Source organism: Glacieibacterium arshaanense, assembly GCF_004681125.1.
GTDB classification, from domain to species: Bacteria; Pseudomonadota; Alphaproteobacteria; order Sphingomonadales; family Sphingomonadaceae; genus Polymorphobacter_A; species Polymorphobacter_A arshaanense.
On record NZ_SIHO01000001.1, the window covers coordinates 355,782 to 380,369 of the forward strand.

Consider the following 24,588-nt stretch of genomic DNA (forward strand, 5'->3'; position numbering starts at 1 on the left):
AGGTCCTCGGTTGGGTGAACCGATGATGTGGGAGGCGCTGTACGGCGGTGCAATCCCGCGCCGGAAATATTGACCGTTAGTTGCAGCCGGCGTTGGCATGGCCCTTGACGCAGGTCTTGCCACCCGGGCCGGTCGCGACGCCGTAGCCGTTCTTCGACTTGGCGGTGACGCCGGTGTTGGTCTGCGTGGTCTTGACGCCGTTGTACGGGTTGGTGGTCTGCACCGCTGCCTTGCCGGTGTTGGGGTTGTACGCGGCCTTGTCGCCATAGGCGCCAGTCGCGGTGGTGACGCCCGACGGGTAGCGCGTTGCGGTGGCGACCGGCGCGGCAACCACGGCATGTGGCGCAACAACCACGGGCGCTGGGGCGACAACGACCGCCTTGGGCGCGGCAACGACCGGCGCTGGTGCAACCACGGCGCCCGCTGCGGTTTCACAAACGGTGCGGCCGTAGCGCGTGGTGATGCAGCCGGCAGCGTGTGCGGTGTTGGCGAGGAAGACCGAGCTGGTCAGCAGTGCGGTCGCGGCGAGAAAGACGAACTTCATGGTGCACTCCCTGACGGCGGATGCTGCGGACATCAGGTCACGCAGGCACTCCGCTGTGCAGGGACATGCTATGCCTTTGTCGGCGCGGCGGCAAGCCGCCGCCTAGTCGGCGCAGTTCACGCAGCGGGTGGCGGTGGGCACGGCGCGCAGGCGGGCGGCGGGGATTTCGGCGCCGCAGTTGCTGCATTCGCCGTAGTTGCCCGCCGCGATCCGCGCCAGTGCGGCGTGGATGGCCTGGGCCTCGGCGAGGTGGCTGCCTTCGATGCCGTGCAGCGCGTCCTGGCCCTCCAGCTCGGCGGCCTGTTCGGCGAAGTCGGCGTCGAGCGGGGCGCGCAACGCGGTTTCGATGCGCGCGATATTGCCGCCGAGTTCGGCGAGCCGGGCGTGCAGCGTCTTGACGATATCGTCGGGGACGGTTGCAGCCATGTCAGGCGGCCGTCTTGGCGGCGGCGACGCAGGCGGCGATCTCGTCGAGCAGCGCCAGCCGGTGCTTCTTGATTTCTTCGAGGCGGATATCCGACGCGGGTTCGGTGCCGGCTTCGATGCGCAGCACTTCCTCGTCGAGTTCGTCGAAGCGTGCCGACAGCGTCTGGAAGTGGCGGTCTTCGGCCTTGAGCTGACGCAGCACCGCCTCGTCATCGGGGAAGGCGTTGTGCAGGTCTTGCGAGATATGCGTCATGGGAAACTCCACTCTGGTGTGATCGAGTCGGGTTATGCGCCGGTTTTGGCAGCAAGGTCGATGATTTAGATCAAAAAGGCCAAGGCGGCAGCGCGCTGGAGGAAATTCGCGCAGCAAATTTCCGAAGTCCGCTGACTCGCCGCAGCGTCCGGCCGGCGGGCGGCAAAGCCGACCCGTCCGACGACGCGGCTCCGCAGCGATGGAGGAAGCAGTTTGACAGCAGTGGACGTGATTCCAGATCTCGAAATCTGATCTGTTAAAATAGATCTGAAAAAAAGATCTTGATACGTGGATCGGATTTGCTTATATCGGATTCACAGCGGCCGGCATTGTGCCAGCCTGATTGAAGGGAAATGCGATGGGTGAATTTGATGATTTCGAAGACCTGAAGAGCCTTGAAGGCGCTGGTACGCACGTCGCGGCATTCGCGATTCCGATTGTCGTGGGTCCGAAGCTCTCGTCTGGTGTCCAGCTAATTTCGGGGTTTATCCCGGTCAAAGCACTTTTGGGACGCTTCACCGTGCCATCTTACAACCCGGTCAGCCGCATTGGCTACCAGCGGATGCCGGGCAAGGCACGCGTCAACCAGTTGGCCGCCGCCTTGCGGGCCGGTAGCGTAGATCTGCCGAACTCGGTGATCCTTAACATCCGCTCGCAGGATGCCGCTTCGATGGTGTCTGGCGGTCACCTTCATCTCCCGGGCATTAGCGGAAATCCGACTGACGACCAGATCATTCACGTGGTTGACGGCCAGCATCGCGTCTTGGCGCTATCGAAGGCCGTAAGTGATGGCTGGGAATACGGCGAGGAGTATCTCTTGCCGTTTGTTTGCATGCTAGGTGGTAACGAACTGGAAGAGATGAAGCAGTTCTATCTGGTAAATTCGAACGCCAAGCCCGTGCGCACCGATCTCGCGTTGGCGCTCATGAAGCGTATGAGCGTGGCTGATCCGTCGGTGATGGATGAATTGGAAGGAAAAGGGCGGGCATGGCAGATTAACGGTCAGACTCTAGTTGAGCGGCTTGCGAATGAGTCGGGCATCTGGCGTTTGCGCATCCGACTGCCTGGTATGGACAAGGGGCAGACCACGATGCCGTCCGCGTCGATGGTCAAGTCGCTTCAGGGTGTACTCAAGTCGCCGTTCTTCCAGCGCCTGAATCAGGACCAACAGGTGCGCATTCTCGAGGCATATTGGGAAGGTGTCCGGCAGGTTCTGCCTGCGGCATTTTCCAACGCCGAAGACTATACGATCATGAAGGGTGTAGGTGTGCGCGTGTTGCATAACCTCTTACCTGACGTGATTGAAATCATTCGCGATTCTGGGAAGTCTACTGCTGATCCCAACAACTACGAGGAAGTCCTTGCGCAGCCACTGCTCGAAGTGAGCGGCTACGACTCAGAAGGTGACGAAGTCACTGGTGACAGGTTCTGGCTCAGCGGTGCAGAAGGTGGCGCGGGTAGCTTCAGCAGCGAGTCCGGCATCAACAGGCTAACTGCGTCCCTGCAGAAAGCGTTGCCGAACCTCGAAATCGGCTAAGTTGCGGTCCCCAATCTTGATCATCGGCCCGCCTTTATTGGCGGGCCGAACCTTTTTGAGTCGTTGGCTAAATACTGTTTGCCTTAGAATTGCGGTCACCAAAATTACCGTGACAATGCATGCAGCATCGGGCGAGTTTCGCGACTTGAGAAACCGGCGAACGAGTGGGCGCGGATTTGTAACGCTGCACGCAGGCGTTGCTGCGGGTTTGATGATGGCCTTGGGCGGGCGGCACCGTTGGTAACGGCAGCGGCCAGCGCCGCTTCCCCCTCACCCCGCCGCGCTGGGGCGCGAGTCGCCCTCTCCCTCGAGGGGAGAGGGGCAAGAGGGCGGCGCGCTTCAATCGGGTGCAGGCGTCACGCCTGCCCGCCGGAGGCTCTTGGCTTCGGTCTTGGTACGTGGCGAAGTGCCCACCCCCGCTCGCCTATGGCGAGTCGCCCCTCCCTTGGCAGGGAGGGGGTTGATGGGGTCAGGCGGTGGCTTGGGCTTTGGGCGCTTCCAACAGCGCCTTCAAATACCCCCCCGTCCAGCTCCGCGCACTCGCCGCCACCTGCTCCGGCGTCCCCGTCGCGACAATCTCCCCGCCCTTATCCCCGCCGTCGGGTCCAAGGTCGATGATCCAGTCGGCGGTTTTGATGACCTCCAGATTATGTTCGATGACGACGACGGTGTTGCCCTGGTCGACGAGCGCGTGGAGGACCTCCAGCAGTTTGCGGACGTCTTCGAAGTGCAGGCCGGTGGTGGGTTCGTCCAATATATACAGCGTGCTGCCGGTGGCGCGGCGGGCGAGTTCCTTGGCGAGTTTGACGCGCTGCGCCTCGCCGCCCGACAGCGTGGTGGCTTGCTGGCCGATCTTGACGTAGCCGAGGCCGACTTCGTGGAGCATGGCGAGCTTGTCGCGGATCGGCGGGACGGCCTTGAAGAATTCGACGCCGTCTTCGACGGTCATGTCGAGCACGTCGGCGATGCTCATGCCCTTGAACTTCACTTCGAGCGTTTCGCGGTTGTAGCGGTGGCCGTGGCAGACGTCGCAGGTGACGTAGACATCGGGGAGGAAGTGCATTTCGATCTTGATCAGCCCGTCGCCGGTGCAGGCTTCGCAGCGGCCGCCCTTGACGTTGAAGCTGAAGCGGCCGGGTTTGTAGCCGCGCGCCAGTGACTCGGGCAGCCCGGCGAACCAGTCGCGGATGTTGGTGAAGGCGCCGGTGTAGGTGGCGGGGTTCGAGCGCGGGGTGCGGCCGATCGGCGACTGGTCGATGTCGATGACCTTGTCGAGGTGTTGCAGCCCCTCGACGCTGTCATGCGCGCCGGCCAGCAGGCGCGCGCCGTTGAGCTCACGCGCCGCGGCGGCGTAGAGCGTATCGATGGTGAAGGTCGATTTGCCGCTGCCCGAGACACCGGTGATGCAGGTGAAGGTGCCGAGCGGGATGCTGGCGGTGACGTTCTGCAGGTTGTTCGAGCGTGCGCCCTTGACCGTCAGCTTCTTGCCGCTGCCCTTGCGGCGGATGAGCGGGACGGGGACGGCGCGACGGCCCGACAGGTAATCGCCGGTGACGCTGCCGGGCGTGGCGATGATGTCGGCGACCGAGCCTTGCGCGACGACATGGCCGCCGTGGACGCCGGCGCCGGGGCCCATGTCGACGACATAGTCGGCGGCGCGGATGGCGTCCTCGTCATGTTCGACGACCAGCACGGTGTTGCCGAGGTCGCGCAGGCGCTTGAGGGTGAGGAGGAGGCGGTCGTTGTCGCGTTGATGCAGCCCGATGCTGGGTTCGTCGAGCACGTAGAGCACGCCCGACAGGCCCGAGCCGATTTGCGAGGCGAGACGGATGCGCTGGCTTTCGCCGCCGGACAGCGTCCCTGATTTGCGATCGAGGTTGAGGTATTCGAGGCCGACGTTGTTGAGGAAGCCGAGGCGTTCGACGATTTCCTTGAGGACGCGCTCGCCGATCTGGCGCTCCTTGGGGGTGAGCTTTTCGGCGAGGTCGCGGGCCCAGGGGTAGGCTTGTGAGACGGGGCGGCGGACGGCGTCGGCGATGGTCTCACCGGCGATTTTGACCGCGAGCGCTTCGGGCTTGAGGCGGTCGCCGTGGCAGGTTTCGCAGGGGGCCGACGACTGGTAGCGGCTGAGTTCCTCGCGCATCCAGGCGGATTCGGTGGCGCGGAAGCGCTTGTCGAGGTTGGCGATGACGCCGTCGAACGCCTTGATGACGTCGTACGACTTGCGGCCGTCGGTGAAGGTCAGCGGGATGGCCTTGCCGCCAGTGCCGTGGAGGATGGCGTGCTGCTGTTCGGGCGTGAGGTCGCGCCACGCGGTTTTGAGGCTGAAGTCATAGGCGCGGCCGACGCTGGCGAGCACCTGCATATAATAGGGCGAGGGCGGGTTGGATTTCGCCCACGGCATGACGGCGCCCTGCGCGATGGTCAGGCTTTCGTTGGGGACGATGAGCGCGGGGTCGAAGTAGAGCTTGTCGCCGAGGCCGTCGCAGGCGGGGCAAGCGCCTTGCGGGGCGTTGAAGGAGAACAGCCGCGGTTCGATTTCGGCGATGGTGAAGCCGGAGACGGGGCAGGCGAATTTTTCGGAGAAGGTGATGCGTTCGGGGGTTTCGCCTTCGGGGGCGTCGGCGAATTCGGCGATGGCGAGGCCTTCGGCGAGCTTCAATGCGGCTTCGAAGCTTTCGGCGAGGCGGCCGCCGAGGCCTTCCTTGACGACGATGCGATCGACGACGACGTCGATGTCATGCTTGTATTTCTTGTCGAGCACGGGGGCGTCATCGATGTCGTAGAAGGCGCCATCGACCTTGACGCGCTGGTAGCCGTCCTTCTTCAGCGTCGCGAGTTCCTTGCGGTATTCGCCCTTGCGGCCGCGCACGATGGGGGCGAGCAGGTAAAGCCGGGTGCCTTCGGGGAGCGCCATGACGCGGTCGACCATCTGGCTGACGGTCTGCGCGGTGATCGGCAGGCCGGTGGTCGGCGAATAGGGGGTGCCGACGCGCGCCCACAGCAGCCGCATGTAGTCGTAGATTTCGGTGACGGTGCCGACCGTCGAGCGCGGGTTCTTCGACGTGGTCTTCTGTTCGATGCTGATGGCGGGCGACAGGCCTTCGATATGATCGACATCGGGCTTCTGCATCAGTTCGAGGAATTGGCGGGCATAAGCGCTCAGCGATTCGACGTAGCGGCGCTGGCCCTCGGCGTAGATGGTGTCGAACGCGAGGGACGACTTGCCGCTGCCGGACAGGCCGGTGATGACGACCAGCTTGTCGCGGGGCAGGTCGATATCGACCGACTTGAGGTTGTGTTCGCGCGCGCCGCGCACCTGAATGTGAGTCAGCATGGGTGGTTTGTTCCAGATTTGTTCGCTTTTGGCAAGCGCGCGGAGGTGCGGGAATGTGGTTTCCGAAATAGGGGTTCGACGGGGCGACCGCAACCGCGCGACATCGCCGCATGCATCAGCCAGTGTCGGCGATTGCGGCGGCGCGCCAAATCTTCCAAAGTGGCGGCGGACGGGTGTGCAGCAGTTGCTGCCGTTGCGAAACAAGGGATATGGCTATGCGGTTGAAAACTTTGGCAGTGCCTGTGGTGCTGATGCTGGCGGGCGCTGCGTCGGCGCAATCGAGCGTCGGCAATATGGTGGGTTCGGCGGTCAATTCGGCGGTCGATTCAACCACGAGCCTGGTCAATGCCAACCCCAAGCAGGTGCCGCAGATCCTCGAAGATGCCATCAAGCGGCCCTATACGCTGCAGGGCACGGCGAATTGCGCGCAGCTGACGGCGAGTGTACAGGCGCTCAATGCGGTGCTTGGTCCTGACGTCGATGCACCGCCGCCGCCGAGCAGCGACAACACCGGCACCGAGCTGGCGATGGCGGCGGGCCAGTCGGCGGTGAGCATGTTCATTCCCGGCACCGGGCTGATCCGCCAGATTTCGGGTGCGGCGGCGGCGCAGAAGCACGCGCAGACGGCGGTCTATGCTGGCTCGATCCGGCGTGGCTTCCTGAAGGGGCTGGGCCAGGCCAAGCGCTGTGCGCCGCCGGCCGCACCACTGCCGGCCGCGCTGCAGTAAGTCAGTTGCCGGCGCGCGCGGCGAGGGCCTTGTAGACATAGGCCATCAGTAGCTCGAAAAAGCCGATCTGGCCGTTGGCGTTGGCGTCGATCTTGGCGAAGGTCGTGTCGGCGCCACCGGCCGCACTGAACTCGCTGGCGCTGATCGTCCGGCTGTTGTCGGTGTCGACTTTCTGGATGGTTTTGACCGTGGCAGCGACGATCGGGCGCTTTTTGGCGAGCGCGGGCGAGGCGGTGGCGGTTAGCGTGACGGCAAGCATTGCAGCGACCAAAGTGGCGTTCTTCATTGTCATTCTCCCCGTTGCGGCGGACTTTATGGCCCGCACGTAAAAACATTACGCCGATGCTGCACTTTTCCCTCGCGCACTTCAACTCGACCCTGAAATCAGGGCATTTGGCCGATGAAAGCCACCAATGTGGCAGTTTCGGGGGTGGCACGACGGCGCTTCGGCGGCTATGGAAACCTTAGGCTGAGGCTCGGTCGGTAATGGCGCTGTCACTAGCACATGGCAGGAATACGGGCGGACTGGATGTGCGATTGTAAACGCCATCGAGTCTGCGCGCAGCAAGGGATCGCTGCCATCCATGGTTCAGGATGGTACGAAGAAGGACAAGATGACTGCGACGCGCCTCCAACCACGCTATGTGCACAAGCCTTGGGGCCGCCGCGATCTGACGCCGTGGTCCGACGGCCTACCGCCGACGACGGAGCCGGTCGGTGAGATCATTTTTGATGTCGGCCACGGGCTACCTGCCGACCCGGAACTACTGATCAAGGTATTGTTCACTTCCGAGGCGCTGTCGGTGCAGGTTCATCCCGATGCCCCTACCGCGACATCGCTTGGCCTGCCGCGCGGCAAGGATGAGGCATGGGTCGTGCTGTCGGCCGAGCCCGGCGCACGCATTGGCTTGGGCCTGACGGCGCCGGTCAGTGCCGAAGTGCTCGCGGCTGCAGCGCTTGATGGCTCGATCGAGAAGCTGCTCGATTCGCGCCCCGTATACGCCGGCGATGTGATGCTGGCACAGGCCGGCACTATCCATGCCATCGGTGCCGGGGTGGTGTTGATCGAAGTCCAGCAGAATCTCGACCTGACCTACCGCCTGTATGACTATGGCCGGCTTGATCATGGCGTCCCGCGCGATCTCCATCTGGGGCCTGCTCTGGCGGTCGCCAAGTGTGAAGTCTGGCAGCCGGCAACGTCGCCGCGCGCGATGGGGGCCGGGCGGACGGCGTTTGTCGAGGGGCCGAACTTCGTGGTCGAGCGCGTCCGCGCACATGGCACGGGGCGCATCTGCGGTAGTCGCGAACGGCCGGTCTGGGTCGCTGCCGTGGCGGGTAGCGGCACGGTCGACGACGCCGCATTCATCCCCGGCGAAGTGTGGTTCCACACCGGCGCCGCGCAGTGGCATTTTGAAGGCGAAGCCGACCTCGTGCTGGCCTATCCCGGAGACTGCGCGGTCGACGTGGCCTGGCAGCAGATCCAGGCGCGCGCCGTAGCCTAGCCGCGCTCTGGTCTCAGCCCCGCATCGCGCTTTCCATCTTTTCTTCGGTAATCGGATAGTCGGCACCTGTCGGGATGGTCAGGAACATGCCGTCGTCGCGTTTGACGATTTCGGGCTGGATGAGCTGCAGTTTGCGTGCCGCCGTTCCCGCCCACAGCGCCTCGACGGTCGGGTATTGCGCCAGTCGTTCGAGGTTGCGGCGCGTCGGGAAGATTACGCCAATTTCCTTGGCATCGGCGCGCGCAAGTGCCGCCGCCGCCGTCGACCAGTGCGCGGTTACCGCTTCGCGGCCGTCGGGCGTCATGACCTCGCCGTCGGGTAAGCGAGCGATGTAGAACAGCGTGTCGAAACGCTTGGCGACACCATGCGCCATCGGCGGGATCCAGTGCGAGAATGGCAGCAGCGCCGCTGCATCGAGGACATGGCCGGTGGCTTCGAGAATTTCCGCGTAGCGCTTCGATTCGTCATGGTCGTTCGCCAGGTTGAGGCGTCGGCGCCATTCGGCGCGCGTCGCGGCGTCGAGTGCCGGACCATCGGAGAGCAGTACGCCGGCTTCCTCGAACGTCTCGCGTGCGGAGGCGACGCGGCCCGCGGCGTCGGCATCCGATAGCCCGTCGAACCCGCGCGTCCACTTCGGGTTGCGCGCGATTGCGAGGTCGCCGTCATCGACCTTGCCGCCGGGGAAGACGTACATGCCGCCGGCAAAGCCCATGCTGCGGGCACGCTCGACGAGCAGGATTTCGGGGGCGTCTTTGCCTGCACGCAGCAGGACGACGGTGGCGGCAGGCTGCGCGGCAGCGGCGGGTTTTTCATCGGACATGCAACCACCTTAGGACGCAGTTGGCGAACTTGCCAAGCGCGCGTATCATTCCGGTGCAAACGGGGATCTGCAAGATGGGGGCAGTCGAAGTCATCGGTGTTGCGACCAGCCTGAGCCTGTTGGCCGGCTGGCGCCTGTACGCCTGTGTTTTCGCCTGCGGGCTGGCGATGCGATTCGGCGTGTTGCCGTTGCCCGAGAACTTTCATGCGCTAGATGCGTTGGCGAGTTGGTGGGTGATTGGCGCGGCGGCGGTAGGCCTGATCGCGGAATTCTTCGCCGACAAGGTCGCGTGGGTCGATAGCATCTGGGACACCATTCATACGCTGGTGCGACCCGTTGGCGGCGCGATGCTGGCGCTCGCCGTGGTCGATCCGAGCAATACCAGCCTGCAGATCGTGACGCTGCTGCTCGGCGGCGGTGCGGCGCTCGCCAGCCATGCCGCCAAGGCCGGCGGCCGCGCGATGATCAATCTCAGCCCCGAGCCGGTGAGCAACATTGTCACCTCGACCACCGAGGACGGCGTCACCGCGGGCGCACTATATGTCGTGCTCGCACATCCGCAGGAGGCGGCGATGGTGGCGGCGCTGCTGCTAGCCGGCGTGGTGTTGCTCGCATGGTGGAGTTGGCGCAAGCTACGGCCGTTGTGGAAGCGCTGGAACGATTGGGGCGACCGGAATCTTTAGACAGGCGCCGGTGATCAAAGGGGGCATTGATGCCGCAGGCACGCAAGTACGAACCGAGCGAAGCCGACAAGCTGGCGGCACTGCGCGCCTATGAACTGTCGCGTATCGCCCGGCGTCGTGCCGCCCAGGGTGATGCCCGCGCGCCCGATGTCGATATGTCGGCGCTGGCGCTGTCGGGCGGCGGCATCCGCAGCGCGACGTTCAGCCTTGGCCTGATGCGGACACTGTCGCGGCTCGGGCTGTTGCACCGTTTCGATTATCTCTCGACAGTGTCGGGCGGTAGCTACATCGGCAGCTTTATCGGCGGGCTCTATGCGCGCCGCGACGGTCAACCCGGCATGCTCGAGGGTGTGGCTGCCGACGGTGTCGATCCGCTCGGCAAGCTGCAGGTGCGGCGCTCGATCGCGTGGCTGCGCGATTCAGGCAATTATCTCGCGCCAACCGGCGCGGGAGATTTTCTGTATGCATTGACCTTGCTGGTGCGCAACTGGTTCGGCGTGCAGCTGGTGATCGGCGCGGCGCTGTTTCTGGTGGCGCTGGTAGCGGTGGCGCTAAGGCTGGCGTTCGGCTCGGCATTATTTGGCCCCGTGCAGGCACTCGCTGGCTGGGCATTGCCGCTACCCGACACAGAAGCGCTCAGTCCGTTCGTCGTAATGGCGCTGGTGCCGGCGATGGGAGCGGTGATTGCCAGCTGGTCATACTGGCTGACGCGCCGCGAGGCGTTGAGCCGTTGGGCGCTACCTTGGCCGGCGCTTGGAGGGACAGCATTGGTTGGCTGGACAGCCTGTTATGTCTGGCGCCACATGCAGACGCATCCGAAGGCCGGGCTGGTGATCGCCGTGATGGCGTTTTTGGCGTTCGCACTCTGGGCGATGGTGACATTTCACCGGCTGCGCGCGGCAACGCCAAAGGGACCACGCGCGCAATTCGAACTGGCGCGCGCCTGGGATCTGGTGCGGCAGGACCTGACCGGGTTGCAAGCGCGGCTGGTGCGCTGGGCGCTGGTGCTGCTGGCGGTCGGCATCATCGATTCGGTAGCGATTTTCTTGTGGCAAATGCTCGCGAAGACAGCGGCGACGGGCGGCTGGAACACCAGCCTGGGTGATGCCATAAGGTTGTCGCCATTCGCGGCGGCGGTGCTGGTCCCGACGGCACGCTGGCTGCTCAAGCAGGTTGGGCCGGTCGACCCCAAATCGATCATCGACCGGCTGAAGGCCATGGGGCTCAAAGCCGCAACAGCGCTGATCTCGGTGTTGTTGGTGCTGTTCGTCGCCCTGTTCTGGTCGATTGCGGCCTATACGGTGGCGTGGCGGGTTTATGACGGCGCGCTGCCGGGGCTGCCGACGGGGCGCACCGGGCTGCTGTGGCTGATTGGACTGACAGTGCTGCTCAACCTGTTGCTCGGCTATGTTGCGGCGTTCCTCAACCTGTCGTCGCTATCGACCTTCTACGCCTCGCGGTTGCGGCGCGCTTACCTCGGCGGCAGCAACCGCAACCGCTTCGATGGCCGCGAAATGGGCGTCGACAAGGCCGAGCGCAACGACGAAATCCGCATCAGCGACTATTACGGCGCTGACGCCGCGCCGCTGCACCTGATCAACATCACGCTCAACGAGACGGCGAGCGAAGGTTCGAACCTTGTCCAGCGCGACCGTCACGGCCGCAATCTGGTGCTGTCGCCGGCGGGCATCATCACCACGCGCGGTACCTATGACCGGCTGCTGCGCGTCCATACATCGCCGCCCGAATATGCCAGCACGGCCGAAACCGCGGCGCTCGAAGCGCTCGACAAAGGGTTCCCTGCTAACCCGCCAGGCGAGCCGATCGCGATGTCGGCATGGGTGGCAATTTCGGGCGCGGCGTTCTCGACCGGGTTGGGCGCACAGACCAGCATCGGTATGGCGATGCTGGCGGGACTGGCGAACATCCGGCTCGGCTATTGGTGGAACCGTACGCGCAACCCGCCGGGCGAAGTCATCGGCGCGGCATTGAAAAAGCCGTTCAAGCTGCTCACCGAAGTGCACAAATGGCCGCGCTATTTGCTTGCCGGCTGGCAGGCATTCGTCGCGCACAAACCCTGGGTCATCCAGATCTACCTGCTCGGCGAATTTACCGGCACTTTCCACGGCTCGGACCGCCAGCGCTGGTATCTGACCGACGGCGGGCATTTCGAAAACACTGCGGTCTATGAACTGATACGCCGCAAGCTGCCGTTTATCGTGGTGTCCGACAATGGAGAGGACAGCGCGCGGATTTTCGACGACCTCGCCAATCTTGTGCGCAAGGCGCGCGTCGATTTCGGCGCCGAAATCGTCTTTGAAGACGACGCTGGGCTCGATGCGGCGGTCGGCCATGACAAGACGCTGCGCAGCGCCTTCCGTGCGCTGCCCAAGCTCGCCGGCGATGATGACGGTGTCAGCTCGGCGGTGGCGATGCTGGCGCGGATTACCTATCAGGACGGCAGCGGCGGTACGCTGGTGGTGGTCAAGCCGCGGCTGGCCGGTTACGCGCCTCTCGACGTGCTGAGCTACCACTACCGCAACCCGATTTTCCCAAATGAACCGACGATCGACCAGTTCTTCGACGAGGCGCAGTGGGAAAGCTATTTCCGCCTCGGGCGACTGAGCGGCGAGCGGGTGTTTGCGGCGTCGGAAACGGGGTGGCATCCGGCACAGTTCAAGCGGCACTTTTGAGTGATGATACCTGCGCAGCCGGGCGCGCCGTGGCGCGTCCACGGGCTCGACCTGTCGTATTTCACCGGCAAGATCGAAGCCTATCTGCGCGCCAAGGGCATCGCCTATAAGCTCGTTGAAATGGACACGGCGGGCTTTGCCGCCTGCGCGCTTGCCACGGGTGTCCGGCAGATGCCGCAGATCGAACTGGGTGACGGCCGCTGGCTGACCGATACGACGCCGTCCATGGGCTGGATCGAGGCGCAGTATCCGGAACCGCGCATTGCCCCTGAAAACGCGCTGGTGGGGTTCGTCAGTCGGCTGATCGAGGATTTCGGTGACGAGGCGCTGTGGCGGCCGGCGCTCTATTATCGCTGGGCCAAGCCGGACGATGCACGGCTGATGAGCGGGCGCATCGCGGCGGGGATGCTGCGCGATATCAAGCTGCCGCTGGCACTACGCCGGCAATTCATCCTGCGCCGCCAGCGACACCATTATCTGCGCGGCGAGGGTGTGACGGCGGCAAATAGTGCTGCGGTCGAGGCGCTGTATCTCGATTCCCTCGCCGTCCTCGAGCCGGTGCTGGCGACGCGCGACTTCATTATGGGCGCGCGGCCGTGCGAGGCAGATTTCGGGCTGTTCGCGTCGATGTTCCGGCATTTCTTCTGCGACCCGACACCGGCACAAATCATGCGCGACCGCGCGCCGCATGTGCTGGCCTGGGTGACGAGGCTCTGGGCGATTTCACCGGACGATTTCGCCGATGCGCCGGCGCTGGAAACTGTTCCCGCTGACCTCGCACCATTGCTGGCGCTGATCGGGCGCGATTATCTACCTTATCTCGCGGCCAATGCGGCTGCCTGCGCAGCCGGCGACAAGACGGTGCGCTACACCTTCTACGGCGGCGATTTCGAAACGCGCTGTAACGCATATCATGCCTGGTGCCTCGATCAGCTGCGGATCGGCTTTGCGCCGTTAGCGCAATCCGATCATGCAAAGCTCGAAACATGGCTGGGTGCCGATGCGCTGGCCGTGTTGGTAGTGCCGCGAGACGCCGGCATCGCGGTTGCGCAGGTACTACCAATCGCGGCGCCGCCGATGACGGCATTGCGCGACCGACAGTGGCGCAGCTGAAGGCCTAAGAAAGCGGCTGTCTGGCGACCTGCTCAGGCTTGGCGGTACTACGTCGTGGGAACGGGCCCGGAAATGCGATCCGTTGACCCAAAAATCGCTAAAGCGGACGAAGCGACCTAGGTACGCACCACAGCGTAAAATTTACCGTTAATCAATAATAATGAAATAAAATAGCAAGCAGAGTGCCAATTTAACATGTCGAAACACGTAAATCTTGCGCGCGAAACGCTCAACCGTTCAAAAAGTCGCATCGTCTGTGTTAATTTTTTGTGCTGTTAACTATTTATTCTGATTTGCTCTGCGACTTGATGCCTCGGGGTCGGAACTGAACAAGGGCAATCCAGATTTCTAAGAGGTAGCGTAATATGACAACCCAGACAATTCAGGTTTCGACTGCAGCCGGACTTATGTCGGCGCTCGCGTCGGCCACCGGCGGCGAGACGATTCAGCTGGCGGCCGGCAATTATGGCGGCGTGTATTTATATCAGTATAATTTCGCACAGAAGGTGAACATCGTTGGCGGTACGTTCTCCAGCATCCAGGTTGTCAGCAGCAACGGCCTGAATTTCGAAGGCACGACGGTCAATTTCGTGCCCGATGCAACCAGTACCAGCAACAGTCAGGGCGTCCGCGTCTATCTGAGCCAGAACATCAATTTCAACAATTCGACTGTGGTTGGCGGGCTGTCGGTCAACGGTGTGGACCCGAGCGCCGCGTCAGGCGATGCGACGGGAAATGTGCTGGGCTATCCAGTTGGCAAGGGGGTCAACTTCGAGAACTCGAGCTTCTGCTCGATCACCAATAGTGACGTTTCGGTATTCGCCAAGGGAATCACCATAACTGGCGGGCATGACTACCTGATCGACAACAACACCATTCACGACCTGCGCACGACGCCGATCAGCGGCTCGGTTACGTCGAACCTGACGATCAGCAATAATCACACCTGGGACAGCCATCCGTGGCAATTCGGGACCCAGGATCACGGCGACCGTATCCATGTTTGGACCAACGGCACGCCGATCTCCGGTCTGGTAATTGCCAACAACTACCTCGACCAAGGCGCCGGCGATCCGATGCTGGGCATTTATCTCGATGACAATGGCGCCGGTATGGGCTTCACCAATGCTGTCATCAGCGGCAACACGTTGATCGATGGTACAGGTCAAGGTGTGCTGCTCGAAAACGTAACCGGGACGGTATCGAACAACACACTGATCTGGTCGGGCACCGGGACGCAGGCGAACAATTCGCCGCGCTTTGATATCAATGCCGGCAGCGATCACATTAACTTCACTGACAACACCGGCAATGTCTCGATCCAGACCGGTTCGACCTTTCTCAATTTTGTGCGCCAAACCGGCATGATTGCCGAAGACGCGACGATGTCTTCTGCTGATCGCGATACCATTACTATCGACTATATGGTAATCACCGCGCACAACAGCTACGCGCTCAATGCCACAACCTCTGACCTTTATTTTCAAGGTGGGATTGGCGATTTCGTTGGCACTGGCAACACGCTTGCCAACCACATCGTCGGCAGCACTGGCAATGACACGCTGACAGGCAATGGTGGTGCCGACTATCTCGAAGGCAAAACCGGCAATGATACCTATGTCGTCGATAATCTCTCGCAGGTTATCTACGATTCGGGGGGCACCGAGCTGGTCAAATCAAAGATTTCGTGGACACTGCAGACCGGCTTAGAAAACCTCACCTTTATCGGCACCGGCAGCGCTACGCTGGCGGGCAACGCGGCGCCGAATATCATTATCGGCGGCGGCGGTGCCGACCGGCTTATCGGCAATGGCGGTGCGGACACACTGCAGGGCGGACTTGGCAACGACACCTATGTCATCGACAATCTGGGCCAGAAGATAACCGATACAGGCGGCACCGACACCATCGAAGCCAGCCTGAACTGGACGCTACAATCCGGAATCGAAAATTTGACGCTGACCGGCGCTGCAGTGTTCGCCACTGGCAACACCAGCGCCAATACGTTGCGGGGAAACGGGCTCAACAACACACTCGACGGCAAAACCGGCGCGGATTCGATGTATGGCGGCGCGGGAGATGATATCTACATCGTCGACAACGCCGGCGACAAAGTCTTTGAAGTCGTCGCCGGCATAGATTCGGGTGGTTTTGACACGGTCAAGACCGCCTTGGCGTCGTGGACAATGGCGGCTGGTGTTGAGGTGCTGACCTACACCGGCTCGGCAGCGTTCACTGGTACTGGCAACACACTCAACAACACTATTAGCGGCGGAGCGGCGATTGATACGCTCAACGGGCTCGCCGGCGACGACAAGCTGATCGGCAATGCCGGCGATGACAAGATCAACGGCGGTGCCGGATCCGATACGCTTACCGGCGGCACCGGTAACGACACCTTCATCTTCTACCGAGGCGAGGCGTACAGTGACTCGATCACCGACTTCAACGGTCGCATTTCGACAGTCGGCGATTCGATCGAACTGCGAGGTTGGGGCACGGGTTCGACCTTTACCAATATCGCCGGCACCAACTTCTGGGTGATCCACGACGGGCTGGACGGATACGAGGAATACATCTCGGTGACGGGTGGCGTCGACCCGAGCGATTGGAGCTTCACCCAGTCGGTCACCAGCGTTGTCGCGCCAGCTGCGGCGGTGATGCCGATGTCGGTCTTGGCGCTCGACACGCAGGGAGTCGATCTGACGTCGGTGGCAGCGACCGAAACCGATCTGGTGCTCGCCACCAGCGACACGCCCGACCTGTCCAGTGTGCTCGATGATAGTGTCGATCAGACCGACATGTTCCCCGATGATAGTGCACAGGCAGCGCAGCAGGTCACCGAGGACGCTGGCACTTTTGATCCCGCCGTCCCCGAAGCAGCCGCTGCGCAGGGCCATGACGGTGGACGGGACGGAGTGTGGCTTCCGTTCGCCAACGCCGACCACCACGTGCCGTACCACCACGCTTGACCTGACGCAGGGCCGCGCGCCACCGGTGCACCCACCGGTGCACCCACCGGTGGCGCGCGGCTTGCGCTGCACGCGCCGGACTGCCATTCATTCGCGTATGACATCCGTCACCAAGCGCAAGGGAGCCCGCGTGCCAAAGGCCAATTGCAACACCTATCGCCGCATTGGCGGCCAGGGCGCCGCATGACCGCGCGCCAGTCTGCCGAATGGGCGCTCCACGCCGCTTGCTGGACAGCGTTCCCCAGCGCCGCCGACCTGTGGGAGGACAATCTGGCCCCCGCACAGGCAGAAGTCGCGGCGATGGTCCGCGTCATCGCGGAGAGTGAACGCGTCGAGCTGCTGGTCAACGGACTGGCGGCCGAACTCGCTGCGCGCGACCTGCTGGGCGCGGCCAATGTCGGCTTCCACCAGTTCGGTTTCGGCGACATCTGGCTGCGCGATACCGGTCCGTTGTTCCTGTCATCGCCGGTCGGCCATGCCGCCGCGGCGTTCCGCTTCAATGGCTGGGGCGGCAAGTACGACTTGCCGGGCGATGATGCGGTCGCCGCGTTCGTCGCGTCGACCGCCGGCGTGCCGCTGGCGCGACATGACTGGGTGCTGGAGGGCGGCGCGATCGACGTCGACGGTACGGGCCTCGCGGTAACTACCGAACAATGCCTGCTCAACCCCAACCGCAACCCGCGCATGGACGCCAATGAAATCGCCTCGCACCTGCGCCGCGACCTCGGCATCGACCGTCTGCTCTGGCTCGGTGACGGGTTGGAGGGCGACCACACAGACGGCCATGTCGACAATCTCGCGCGCTTCGTCGCGCCCGGCGTGCTCGCCGTGCCGGCGCCGAGCGGTGCCGACGACCCCAACGCTGAAATCTACGAAGACGCGCACCAACGCGCCCGCGATTTCGGGCTAGATGTCGTGACGATTCCCTCGCCGGGGCGCGTCGTCGTCGATGGCGACGTCGTGCCGGCCAGCCACATGAATTTCTACATCGCCAATGGCGCCGTCGTCGTGCCGACCTATGGCAGCCCCTACGGCGACGCTGCGGTCGCGGCGGTCGCCGCGCTGTTCCCGACGCGCAAGGTCGTCGGGCTGCAGGCATTGCATGTGTTGAGTGGCGGTGGCAGCTTCCACTGCATCACCCAGCAACAGCCGCTTTGATGCTCTACCTAGCGGTCAAGGCGTTGGTATCGGGCATCATCGTTGCGGCAGTGTCGGAAATTGCGCGGCGCAGCCCGGCCGGCGGCGCGCTGCTGGCGTCGCTGCCACTGGTGTCGGTACTCGGCATGATCTGGCTGTGGCGCGACACGCATGACCCGGTACGGATGGCGTCGCATGTCGGCGCGACATTCTGGTATGTGCTGCCGTCGCTGCCGATGTTTCTGGTCATCCCGCTGCTGCTTCGCGCTGGCGTCGGCTTCGCGCCGGCGTTGGTCGCGGGTTGCGTGCTGACGATGGTGCTGTATCTGGCGATGGTAGTGGTGCTGGCGCGCTTCGGCATCACGCTTTAACTGCAGGAGTCGGGCGATGCGCCAAGTCACCGTAGCCGGATTGCAACTGGCGTTCAGCGACAACCGCGACAAGGATATCGCTATGACTGCCGCTGCGGTGCGCGCAGCCGCCGCTGCCGGCGCGCAGGTTATCCTGCCGCCCGAACTGTTCGAAGGCCATTACTTCTGCCGACATGAAGACGAGAGCCTGTTCGCGCGCGCGCTGCCGGTCGACAAGCATCCTGCGGTCGCGGCGATGCGCGAGGTCGCGCGGACGACCCGCACCTTCATCCCGACCAGCTTTTTCGAAAAGGACGGGCACCACCACTACAACAGCCTCGCAATGATCGACGACGAAGGCCAGGTCATGGGCGTCTACCGTAAGAGCCACATCCCCGACGGCCCGGGCTATGAGGAGAAATTCTACTTCCGCCCCGGCAACACCGGCTTCAAGGTCTGGCCGACGAAGCACGGGGTCATCGGCGTCGGCATCTGCTGGGACCAATGGTACCCCGAAACCGCACGCGCGATGATGCTGCAGGGCGCCGAAGTCCTGATGTTCCCCACCGCCATCGGCACCGAGCCGCACGACCCCAGCCTCGACACCCGCCGCATGTGGCGCCGCGCCATGGTCGGCCATGCCGTGTCGAACGTGGTGGGCGTCGTCGCCTGCAACCGCATCGGCACCGAAGAAGCCGGCACCCCGCACGCACAGACGTTTTACGGGACCAGCTTCATCGCCGACCAGCGCGGCGACATCGTCAGTGAACTCGATGACCACACGCCGGGCATGGTCATCGCGACCTTCGACCTAGACTTGCAGGCGAAGCATCGCGCCGCCTTCGGCTTCTTCCGTGACCGCCGGCCGGAGCTCTACGGGCGGATTTCGAGCGACATTTAGGGGCCTCCGGCGGGCAGGGGTGACCCCTGCACCCGATTGTCTAATCGAACGTCTCGCTGCCGTCGGGTTCGTAGTGGGCTACGTGGTTCATCGCCTGGCGGTACCGCGACAGTTCCTGGTACATGCGGCGGCGTGCGCGGCTCTGGTTGCCGAGCGGGCGGTTGGCGATGTGGGCGTGCCACGGGTTGTACGACAGGCGCTTGGCGAATTCGAACTGCGCCGGCTGATCGAAATGCTGCGCCGGAATCTTCAGGATGGCGGCAGGGATCAGCGGTGATTTACGATACGACCAGCGCACCCCGGCGTTTTCGATCGGCATCGCGTGCGCATTGGTCTGTAATTGCAGGAACACATCAAATTCGACCGGCTGCGCATCCAGCGTGCGCTGCATGTTCTGCCGTAGGTAATTGTCATCGGGGTCGAACGGCAGCCCGTCGATATGCATATCGACCTTCTGGCGCGGCCTGATTTCGTATTTCATCGCCTGGCCCGGCCCAAGCAGATACGGCACGCACGAGTAATATGTGGCGCCGAGCGGGTTGCGCTGAGTTTCGTTCCACAGGCTCTGCATGATGAAGTCGCGGATGTGGCTGTTGCGCGGATCGAGGAAGTACCAGACCGGCATTTCGCGCCGGCTCCAATATTGCAGGCGGGCGTTGTCACGGGTGTTGCAGGTGACGAACGTCGGGGTGACGACGGCGGTGAAGTCCTGCGTGAACTTCTCGTCGTCGAGCAGCTTCTCGCCGGGCACATCCATCGCCTTGATCGAGATGCTGCCGAAACCGACGTCGTTGATGTCGGGCTCGACATGCGGCCCCGGGCCCGAAAACCGCACCCACGCCGGAAAGCTGCGCGGCGTCGCGAAAATGCCGTGGCGGCAGTGCGCCGGCAGGTCGTCGCGGATGACCAGCTCGGCGCGGACGATGCCGTGCGTCTTGGTATTGCCGCCGCGCTGCATGTCGCCAGGCGCGAAGTCCTGCGCCAGATGCCGGCGGATTTCGTCGATCATGCCCTGGCAACTCGCCTCCTCGTCAGGGTCGATGACTTCCTCGGCGAGCGCCAGATGTTGATCGGGGCGCGGCAGGTTGATCGCCAGCTGGGTCAGCGCCGCGACAGGCTCGCGCACCAGCGCATTGAGCGCCGGGCGGAAGAACGGTTCGAAGCGGCGCTCGAGGTGGAGCACCGAAGTCAACGCGTCGTGCAGCGGCTTGAGGATCATTGCTGACCTCCTGCGGACTCCAATAGCACATCTGCGGCCTTTTCGCCGATCATATAGATGGCCGAGACGATGAAATATCCGGGGATGCGCGGGAAGACGCTGGCATCGACGACGCGCAGGCCCTGAACGCCATGCACACGGAAGTCGCTGCCCAGCACGCCGCCGGCATCACGCGGTCCGATGGCGGCGCTGCACGAGGCATGGTGCCCCCAGGCGTTGTCGCGCACCCAGTCGGCGAGCGCGGCGCCGCGCACGTCACGTCCCGGCACCAGTTCCTCGGCGATGCGGCCGCGCTTGCGCATCGGTGCGGTGATCTGGCGCGCCAGTTCGACGCCGCGCACCGCGGCAGCGAGATCGCGGCCGCCGGGGTCGCTGGTTTCGGTGAAGTAGTTGAACTGGATCTGTGGGGTCGCGCGCGGGTCGCTCGACGCCAGCCGTACGGTGCCGGCGCGGTTGGCGGTGTGCGCGAGCAGCACCGCCCAGGTCAGGCAATCATGCTCGGTCGCCACCAGCCGCGAATAGCCGGGAAAATAGCCCTGAAACCGTGCCAGCAGCCCCATCATGAAGATATCGGGGACGGGCCGGTCAGGGTGCGAGCGCCGCGTCACCGCCAGCGACACGCCGTTCGAGCCATACATGCCGCGACCGTGGCGCCGCCATTCGGCGAACAGCGGGTCATCGCGCGTGAACGTCGCGCCCTTGAGCGCCGTCCAGGGCTTCGCCATGCGGTTGACGACGCCGACTTCGTAGCGGTCCTGCAGGTTGCGCCCGACGCCCGGCAGATCGACGCGGCAGGCAATGCCGTGCGCCGCCAACTCGCCCGCCGGGCCGATGCCCGACAGCATCAGCAGTTGCGGCGTGTTGAAGGCGCCGCCCGCCAGGATGACCTCGCGCGCCGCAAACGCCTGCCGGGTTTCGGCTGCTTCGCCATGCGGTGCGGGATGTGCGGCGTACAGCCGTTGCCCCTTGAGATATTCGACGCCGATGGCGCGGTCTTCGGCATCGAACAGCACGCGCGTCACCAGCGCGTCGAGTTCGATGTGCAGCCGGTCGGGGAAGCGTCGCTGGATGTCGAGCAGGTGTTCGCGGGTGCCGCGCCGGCTATTCGACTTTGCCGAGATCGGCCCGTACCAGATGCCTTCGCGGGCGTTGACGCGGACGTCGTTGGGGTCGCCCTTGCCGATCAGCAGCCGCCACAGTCCGGCGATGATCGCCTTGATGCGGAACCGCGACAGCTCGTCGAACGCGGCGCGCGCGCTGAGCAGCATGGCCGACAGCATCGCGCGGTCGCGCAGCGCTTCGGTCGGCATCGCGACCTGCGTGTCGAGCCAGCCGTCGAAGCCGTGGCCGGTCGGGTTCCAGCCGGTACGGCGGTAGATCCAGCGCCAGACGTTGCGGTGCTGGCAGCGTTCGACGCGCTGCCAATAGCGCGCCATGTGCGCGGCCGACCAAGACGCATCGCCGGTCACCTTGGCGATCGCGTCCCAGTCCTGCGCGTTGGGCGCCATGAAGATCATCGCGTTGTGCGCGGTGCAGCCGCCAAGTGCGGCGGCGCGCGGATAGAGGATATGGCCGTCGGCCATGCGCTTGGGGTCGCGCGCGGCTTCCACCGCGTCGGCGTGATGGTCGACGCCGAAGTTCCAAGCCATCGCAGCGTTTTCGGACGACTGCGCGTGGAACGCCGGTACCTGATAGTCTTCGGGCATGCCCGGCGTGCCGCTGTTAACGGGGTCGCTGCCCGCTTCGATGACCAGCACGCGCATGCCCGACTGTGCCAGTCGCGCCGCCACCGTGCCACCGCCGGCACCCGAGCCGACGACGATATAGTCCGGCCGAAAACCTTTAGAGTCCAAGGTGTCGGCGGAAGTGTCGGTCACAGCGTCTTCAGATACTCGACCAGCGCCAACTTGTCGGCTTCGGCGAGCACCGGCTCGGTCCCAAAGGCGCGTTCGTCGGCGGTCAGCCCGGCCTGGTCATTGAACTTCGCCGTGCCGAAATAGTGCCCGCGGTTGACGACGAAGTCGGGGCATTTGCTTAAGCGCAGCATCGGTGCCGCAAGGTTGGCAAAGTGCGCCCTCAGCTCGGCGTCGGTGGCGTTCTTCGGCTGCTTCGCCATGTCGACCTTGATGCGCACCAGCAGGTCGAGCAACCGGTCATAATGGCGCGCGATTTCCGCCGGGTTCTTCGATTCCGCCAGTGGCTGCAGGTTCGCCAGCAGGTTGACCGGCACACCGGCCGGGATCGGCCCGAGGTTGACGTCGCCATTGGCGTCGATCAGGTGCGGCGCGGCTTTGGCGGCGGCAGCGTCGTGCTTGCGGATGAACTCAGGAACATAACCGCGCGGGATGAAGATCCAGCTGCGTGTCGTCGTGCGGTCGATGGTGCCATCGACCTTGGCACCGAGCACGGCATCCATCTGCCGCGTTTCGGGCCACAACATCTGGCGGATCGCAGCGTCATACATCGCCATGCGGCCCTTGACCGACGGATCCTGGTTGAACGGCCCGACGCTGTTGTTGAGCAGATACGGCGCCGAGGTCCACAGCGACACGAGCGTCGGCGGCCGCGTATAGCCGCGCCCGCCGCCGGCCATCACATAGGCCGAGCGTGCACCGGTGAACGGATCGGCGATGGTGATCGACCCGACCGACGGCAGCGATTTGTAGGTCGACGCCGAAAAGTCGTTCCAGATGTTGCCGGCGATGGCGTTCGATGCCAGTGGGCTGCAGGCGTTTGTACGTAGCAGCGTCGCGGGGATGCGGACTTCGGTCGAGAAGTAGTTGCCCTGCTTGAAGTCGGGCGCGGCGACGATGCTGCGCATCTGCGCCTTGTAGGCCGGCGTCTGCGTGAACGCCCACCATGCCTTGAAGCGGTTGAGATAGTCGGGGCCTCCGCCGCCAAGCCGCGCGTTGGCCGGCGGCACCACGCCCTTGCTCGAATGGCAGCGCGCACAGGTATCGGCAAAGGCGTTGCGACCGCGTTCGAGCGTTGCAGCGTCCGCCGTCAAGAAGGCCTTGCCACCGGGAGCTGCAGACAGGTCATCGGGTCGCCCGGCCTTGAGGAAGAACAGTGCGGTGTTGGGCGTGCTGTTCTGCGTCGCACGCCAGTACGCTGAATTGGCGTTGGCCGATGCTATGGTAATCGGCGTGATCGGCTTGCCGCCGACGACGGGGTTGAAGTGGCGCAGCCACTCCTCCGAGTACAGCCCGATGTTCAGATAGACACGGTTCAAGGCGCCCAGCGCGCCGACCGAGTCCGAGCCGTCCTTGAGCACGTGCGGCGAATAGACGGTGGCGGGCGGCTTGAAGAAATGCGTCAGCGGGCCGGTCTTGACGAAGTCGTTGAATTGCTTGTTGTTCAGCTCGCCGCCCTGGAGCGTTTCCTCGCCGACATGCAGCGCGTTGTCGAGACGTTCGGGCAGGTTGTAGATGGCGTTCATCGTTCGCGGGTTGTTGATGTTGTCGGTCGATACCAGCGAGGTATCCATCGCGCCCGGCCGGAACGTCATGACCAGCTGGTACATAAAGTTCTTCGGGTTGGCCTCGACCATGAACAGCCGGTCGACCCACATGTATTGCGCGCCGACCGTCGAATTGAGGTTCTCCCATTTCGGATGCGCAGGATCTGCGGGCGGATTGATCGGGCTCGGGCCGACATGGCAGAAACCGCAGCTCATGCCGACGCGGTAGGGGCGCACCAGCTTGGCATCGTTGTAATAGGTCGGGTCGTTGTAATAGCGGTTGGCGTCCCAGCGCGCTTTGGCCTTGGCGTCGAATTCGGGGTTGGGGAACAGCCGCAGCCCGACGATGCCGGTGGGTTCGCCGTAATAGGAACCGACGGGCAGTTCGCTGCCATCGGCGAACTTGGTGCCGCGCGCGCCGATCTTGACGCCGGGGTATTTCTTTTCATCGGCGAACGGGTCGGGCGCGCAGTCGCTGCTGCGCTGATCCATGTACAGCCCGAAATGCTTGGGGTCGGGGCCGGCGGCGGGGGTGAAGCACGGCTCGTTGATCAGCCCGAGATATTGCCAGCGCTGCTCACGGCCATGCGGCGTGCCGGGGCGGCCGGCAACGATCTTCAGCAGGTCGAAGCCACCGAACGTCGGCTTCGACATGGTGTCCCAGAACCGGTCGTTGCCGCCGGTCCAGACGTTCCACATGTTGCGACCTTTGATTTCGGCGTCGTTCAGTTCGATGCCGTTATCCATCGCCTTGAAATAGTCTTCGTCGGCCTGTTTGAAATGTGCGTCGGACAACCCGGCCTGTGTCGCTTCGTCCTCGACCGCGCCCTTCTTGCACGCCGTAACGCCGAGCCCGGTCGCGACGATCAGCGCTAGTGCAAGCGCCCCCTGTGAAATCCGCTGCATGACGCCG

Annotated in this window: 19 protein-coding genes; 10 read left to right on the plus strand and 9 right to left on the minus strand. The window is 63.8% G+C overall.

All coding sequences use genetic code 11. The features are described 5' to 3' along the window. Positions 1-76: 76 nt before the first annotated feature. The 3 genes from EUV02_RS01680 to EUV02_RS01690 form a co-directional block, all read right to left on the minus strand. Positions 77-544 carry a hypothetical protein gene (locus EUV02_RS01680; RefSeq protein WP_135244486.1) on the minus strand — a complete coding sequence of 156 codons (468 nt, stop codon included), beginning with the start codon at positions 542-544 and terminating at the stop codon, positions 77-79. Positions 545-646: 102 nt separating this feature from the next. Continuing rightward, a complete protein-coding gene (locus tag EUV02_RS01685; protein WP_135244487.1) occupies positions 647-970 on the minus strand; it encodes a TraR/DksA family transcriptional regulator in 324 nt (107 codons plus the stop codon). Between the two features lies 1 nt (position 971). Next, on the minus strand, positions 972-1,223 hold the full coding sequence (locus tag EUV02_RS01690) for an HP1242/YdcH family protein (protein ID WP_135244488.1): 252 nt from the start codon (positions 1,221-1,223) through the stop codon (positions 972-974). Positions 1,224-1,581: 358 nt separating this feature from the next. Here EUV02_RS01690 and EUV02_RS01695 point away from each other — a divergent pair, with 358 nt between their 5' ends. Next, positions 1,582-2,760 (plus strand): DGQHR domain-containing protein, encoded by a 1,179-nt coding sequence (locus EUV02_RS01695; protein WP_135244489.1) that lies wholly within the window; start codon positions 1,582-1,584, stop codon positions 2,758-2,760. 469 nt (positions 2,761-3,229) lie between these two features. On the opposite strand, the gene uvrA is transcribed toward EUV02_RS01695, so the two are convergent. Further along, a complete protein-coding gene (gene uvrA, locus EUV02_RS01700) occupies positions 3,230-6,097 on the minus strand; it encodes an excinuclease ABC subunit UvrA (RefSeq protein ID WP_135244490.1) in 2,868 nt (955 codons plus the stop codon). A gap of 215 nt (positions 6,098-6,312) precedes the next feature. On the opposite strand from uvrA, the gene EUV02_RS01705 reads away from it, so the two are divergent. Continuing rightward, positions 6,313-6,825 (plus strand): hypothetical protein, encoded by a 513-nt coding sequence (locus EUV02_RS01705; protein WP_135244491.1) that lies wholly within the window; start codon positions 6,313-6,315, stop codon positions 6,823-6,825. 1 nt (position 6,826) lies between these two features. Here EUV02_RS01705 and EUV02_RS01710 read toward each other — a convergent pair whose 3' ends face one another. Next, a complete protein-coding gene (locus EUV02_RS01710; RefSeq protein WP_135244492.1) occupies positions 6,827-7,111 on the minus strand; it encodes an EF-hand domain-containing protein in 285 nt (94 codons plus the stop codon). Positions 7,112-7,439: 328 nt separating this feature from the next. Between EUV02_RS01710 and EUV02_RS01715 the strand changes: the two genes are divergently transcribed. Continuing rightward, complete coding sequence (locus EUV02_RS01715) at positions 7,440-8,327, plus strand: class I mannose-6-phosphate isomerase (RefSeq protein WP_135244493.1); 888 nt, start codon at positions 7,440-7,442, stop codon at positions 8,325-8,327. 13 nt (positions 8,328-8,340) lie between these two features. Here EUV02_RS01715 and EUV02_RS01720 read toward each other — a convergent pair whose 3' ends face one another. After that, complete coding sequence (locus EUV02_RS01720; RefSeq protein WP_135244494.1) at positions 8,341-9,147, minus strand: NUDIX hydrolase; 807 nt, start codon at positions 9,145-9,147, stop codon at positions 8,341-8,343. A 74-nt stretch (positions 9,148-9,221) separates the two neighbouring features. Here EUV02_RS01720 and EUV02_RS01725 point away from each other — a divergent pair, with 74 nt between their 5' ends. The 7 genes from EUV02_RS01725 (at position 9,222) to aguB (ending at position 18,996) form a co-directional block, all read left to right on the plus strand. Next, entirely contained in the window at positions 9,222-9,830 is a 609-nt protein-coding gene (locus EUV02_RS01725; protein ID WP_135244495.1) for a DUF4126 domain-containing protein, read from the plus strand. Between the two features lie 29 nt (positions 9,831-9,859). Then, entirely contained in the window at positions 9,860-12,523 is a 2,664-nt protein-coding gene (locus tag EUV02_RS01730; protein WP_135244496.1) for a patatin-like phospholipase domain-containing protein, read from the plus strand. Positions 12,524-12,526: 3 nt separating this feature from the next. Beyond that, positions 12,527-13,636 (plus strand): glutathione binding-like protein, encoded by a 1,110-nt coding sequence (locus EUV02_RS01735; protein WP_135244497.1) that lies wholly within the window; start codon positions 12,527-12,529, stop codon positions 13,634-13,636. Between the two features lie 365 nt (positions 13,637-14,001). Beyond that, positions 14,002-16,608 carry a beta strand repeat-containing protein gene (locus tag EUV02_RS01740; protein WP_135244498.1) on the plus strand — a complete coding sequence of 869 codons (2,607 nt, stop codon included), beginning with the start codon at positions 14,002-14,004 and terminating at the stop codon, positions 16,606-16,608. A gap of 183 nt (positions 16,609-16,791) precedes the next feature. After that, positions 16,792-17,766 (plus strand): agmatine deiminase family protein, encoded by a 975-nt coding sequence (locus tag EUV02_RS01745; protein ID WP_135244499.1) that lies wholly within the window; start codon positions 16,792-16,794, stop codon positions 17,764-17,766. After that, positions 17,766-18,116 carry a DUF3147 family protein gene (locus EUV02_RS01750; RefSeq protein ID WP_135245334.1) on the plus strand — a complete coding sequence of 117 codons (351 nt, stop codon included), beginning with the start codon at positions 17,766-17,768 and terminating at the stop codon, positions 18,114-18,116. Before EUV02_RS01745 ends, EUV02_RS01750 begins: the two co-directional genes overlap by 1 nt. Positions 18,117-18,132: 16 nt before the next feature. Then, complete coding sequence (gene aguB / locus EUV02_RS01755) at positions 18,133-18,996, plus strand: N-carbamoylputrescine amidase (RefSeq protein ID WP_135244500.1); 864 nt, start codon at positions 18,133-18,135, stop codon at positions 18,994-18,996. Between the two features lie 40 nt (positions 18,997-19,036). Here aguB and EUV02_RS01760 read toward each other — a convergent pair whose 3' ends face one another. Genes EUV02_RS01760 through EUV02_RS01770 form a run of 3 tightly spaced genes read right to left on the minus strand, consistent with a single transcriptional unit; the run spans position 19,037 to position 24,581 of the window. Further along, positions 19,037-20,215, minus strand: a complete 1,179-nt coding sequence (locus EUV02_RS01760; protein WP_135244501.1) for a catalase family protein — start codon at positions 20,213-20,215, stop codon at positions 19,037-19,039. Beyond that, the gene (locus EUV02_RS01765) at positions 20,212-22,092 is read right to left on the minus strand and encodes a GMC family oxidoreductase (RefSeq protein WP_135244502.1); all 1,881 of its coding nucleotides are present in this window, start codon (positions 22,090-22,092) and stop codon (positions 20,212-20,214) included. The genes EUV02_RS01760 and EUV02_RS01765 overlap by 4 nt, the downstream gene beginning before the upstream one ends. After that, positions 22,089-24,581, minus strand: coding sequence for a c-type cytochrome (locus EUV02_RS01770; RefSeq protein WP_135244503.1), 2,493 nt, complete (start codon positions 24,579-24,581; stop codon positions 22,089-22,091). Before EUV02_RS01770 ends, EUV02_RS01765 begins: the two co-directional genes overlap by 4 nt. Between the last annotated feature and the right edge of the window lie 7 nt (positions 24,582-24,588).

Excerpts from the sequence above, each read along its gene's own strand:
- EUV02_RS01680 (WP_135244486.1), bottom strand. The coding sequence starts at position 544 with ATGAAGTTCGTCTTTCTCGCCGCGACCGCACTGCTGACCAGCTCGGTC.
- EUV02_RS01685 (WP_135244487.1), bottom strand. The coding sequence starts at position 970 with ATGGCTGCAACCGTCCCCGACGATATCGTCAAGACGCTGCACGCCCGG.
- EUV02_RS01690 (WP_135244488.1), bottom strand. The coding sequence starts at position 1,223 with ATGACGCATATCTCGCAAGACCTGCACAACGCCTTCCCCGATGACGAG.
- EUV02_RS01695 (WP_135244489.1), top strand. The coding sequence starts at position 1,582 with ATGGGTGAATTTGATGATTTCGAAGACCTGAAGAGCCTTGAAGGCGCT.
- uvrA (WP_135244490.1), bottom strand. The coding sequence starts at position 6,097 with ATGCTGACTCACATTCAGGTGCGCGGCGCGCGCGAACACAACCTCAAG.
- EUV02_RS01705 (WP_135244491.1), top strand. The coding sequence starts at position 6,313 with ATGCGGTTGAAAACTTTGGCAGTGCCTGTGGTGCTGATGCTGGCGGGC.
- EUV02_RS01710 (WP_135244492.1), bottom strand. The coding sequence starts at position 7,111 with ATGAAGAACGCCACTTTGGTCGCTGCAATGCTTGCCGTCACGCTAACC.
- EUV02_RS01715 (WP_135244493.1), top strand. The coding sequence starts at position 7,440 with ATGACTGCGACGCGCCTCCAACCACGCTATGTGCACAAGCCTTGGGGC.
- EUV02_RS01720 (WP_135244494.1), bottom strand. The coding sequence starts at position 9,147 with ATGTCCGATGAAAAACCCGCCGCTGCCGCGCAGCCTGCCGCCACCGTC.
- EUV02_RS01725 (WP_135244495.1), top strand. The coding sequence starts at position 9,222 with ATGGGGGCAGTCGAAGTCATCGGTGTTGCGACCAGCCTGAGCCTGTTG.
- EUV02_RS01730 (WP_135244496.1), top strand. The coding sequence starts at position 9,860 with ATGCCGCAGGCACGCAAGTACGAACCGAGCGAAGCCGACAAGCTGGCG.
- EUV02_RS01735 (WP_135244497.1), top strand. The coding sequence starts at position 12,527 with ATGATACCTGCGCAGCCGGGCGCGCCGTGGCGCGTCCACGGGCTCGAC.
- EUV02_RS01740 (WP_135244498.1), top strand. The coding sequence starts at position 14,002 with ATGACAACCCAGACAATTCAGGTTTCGACTGCAGCCGGACTTATGTCG.
- EUV02_RS01745 (WP_135244499.1), top strand. The coding sequence starts at position 16,792 with ATGACCGCGCGCCAGTCTGCCGAATGGGCGCTCCACGCCGCTTGCTGG.
- EUV02_RS01750 (WP_135245334.1), top strand. The coding sequence starts at position 17,766 with ATGCTCTACCTAGCGGTCAAGGCGTTGGTATCGGGCATCATCGTTGCG.
- aguB (WP_135244500.1), top strand. The coding sequence starts at position 18,133 with ATGCGCCAAGTCACCGTAGCCGGATTGCAACTGGCGTTCAGCGACAAC.
- EUV02_RS01760 (WP_135244501.1), bottom strand. The coding sequence starts at position 20,215 with ATGATCCTCAAGCCGCTGCACGACGCGTTGACTTCGGTGCTCCACCTC.
- EUV02_RS01770 (WP_135244503.1), bottom strand. The coding sequence starts at position 24,581 with ATGCAGCGGATTTCACAGGGGGCGCTTGCACTAGCGCTGATCGTCGCG.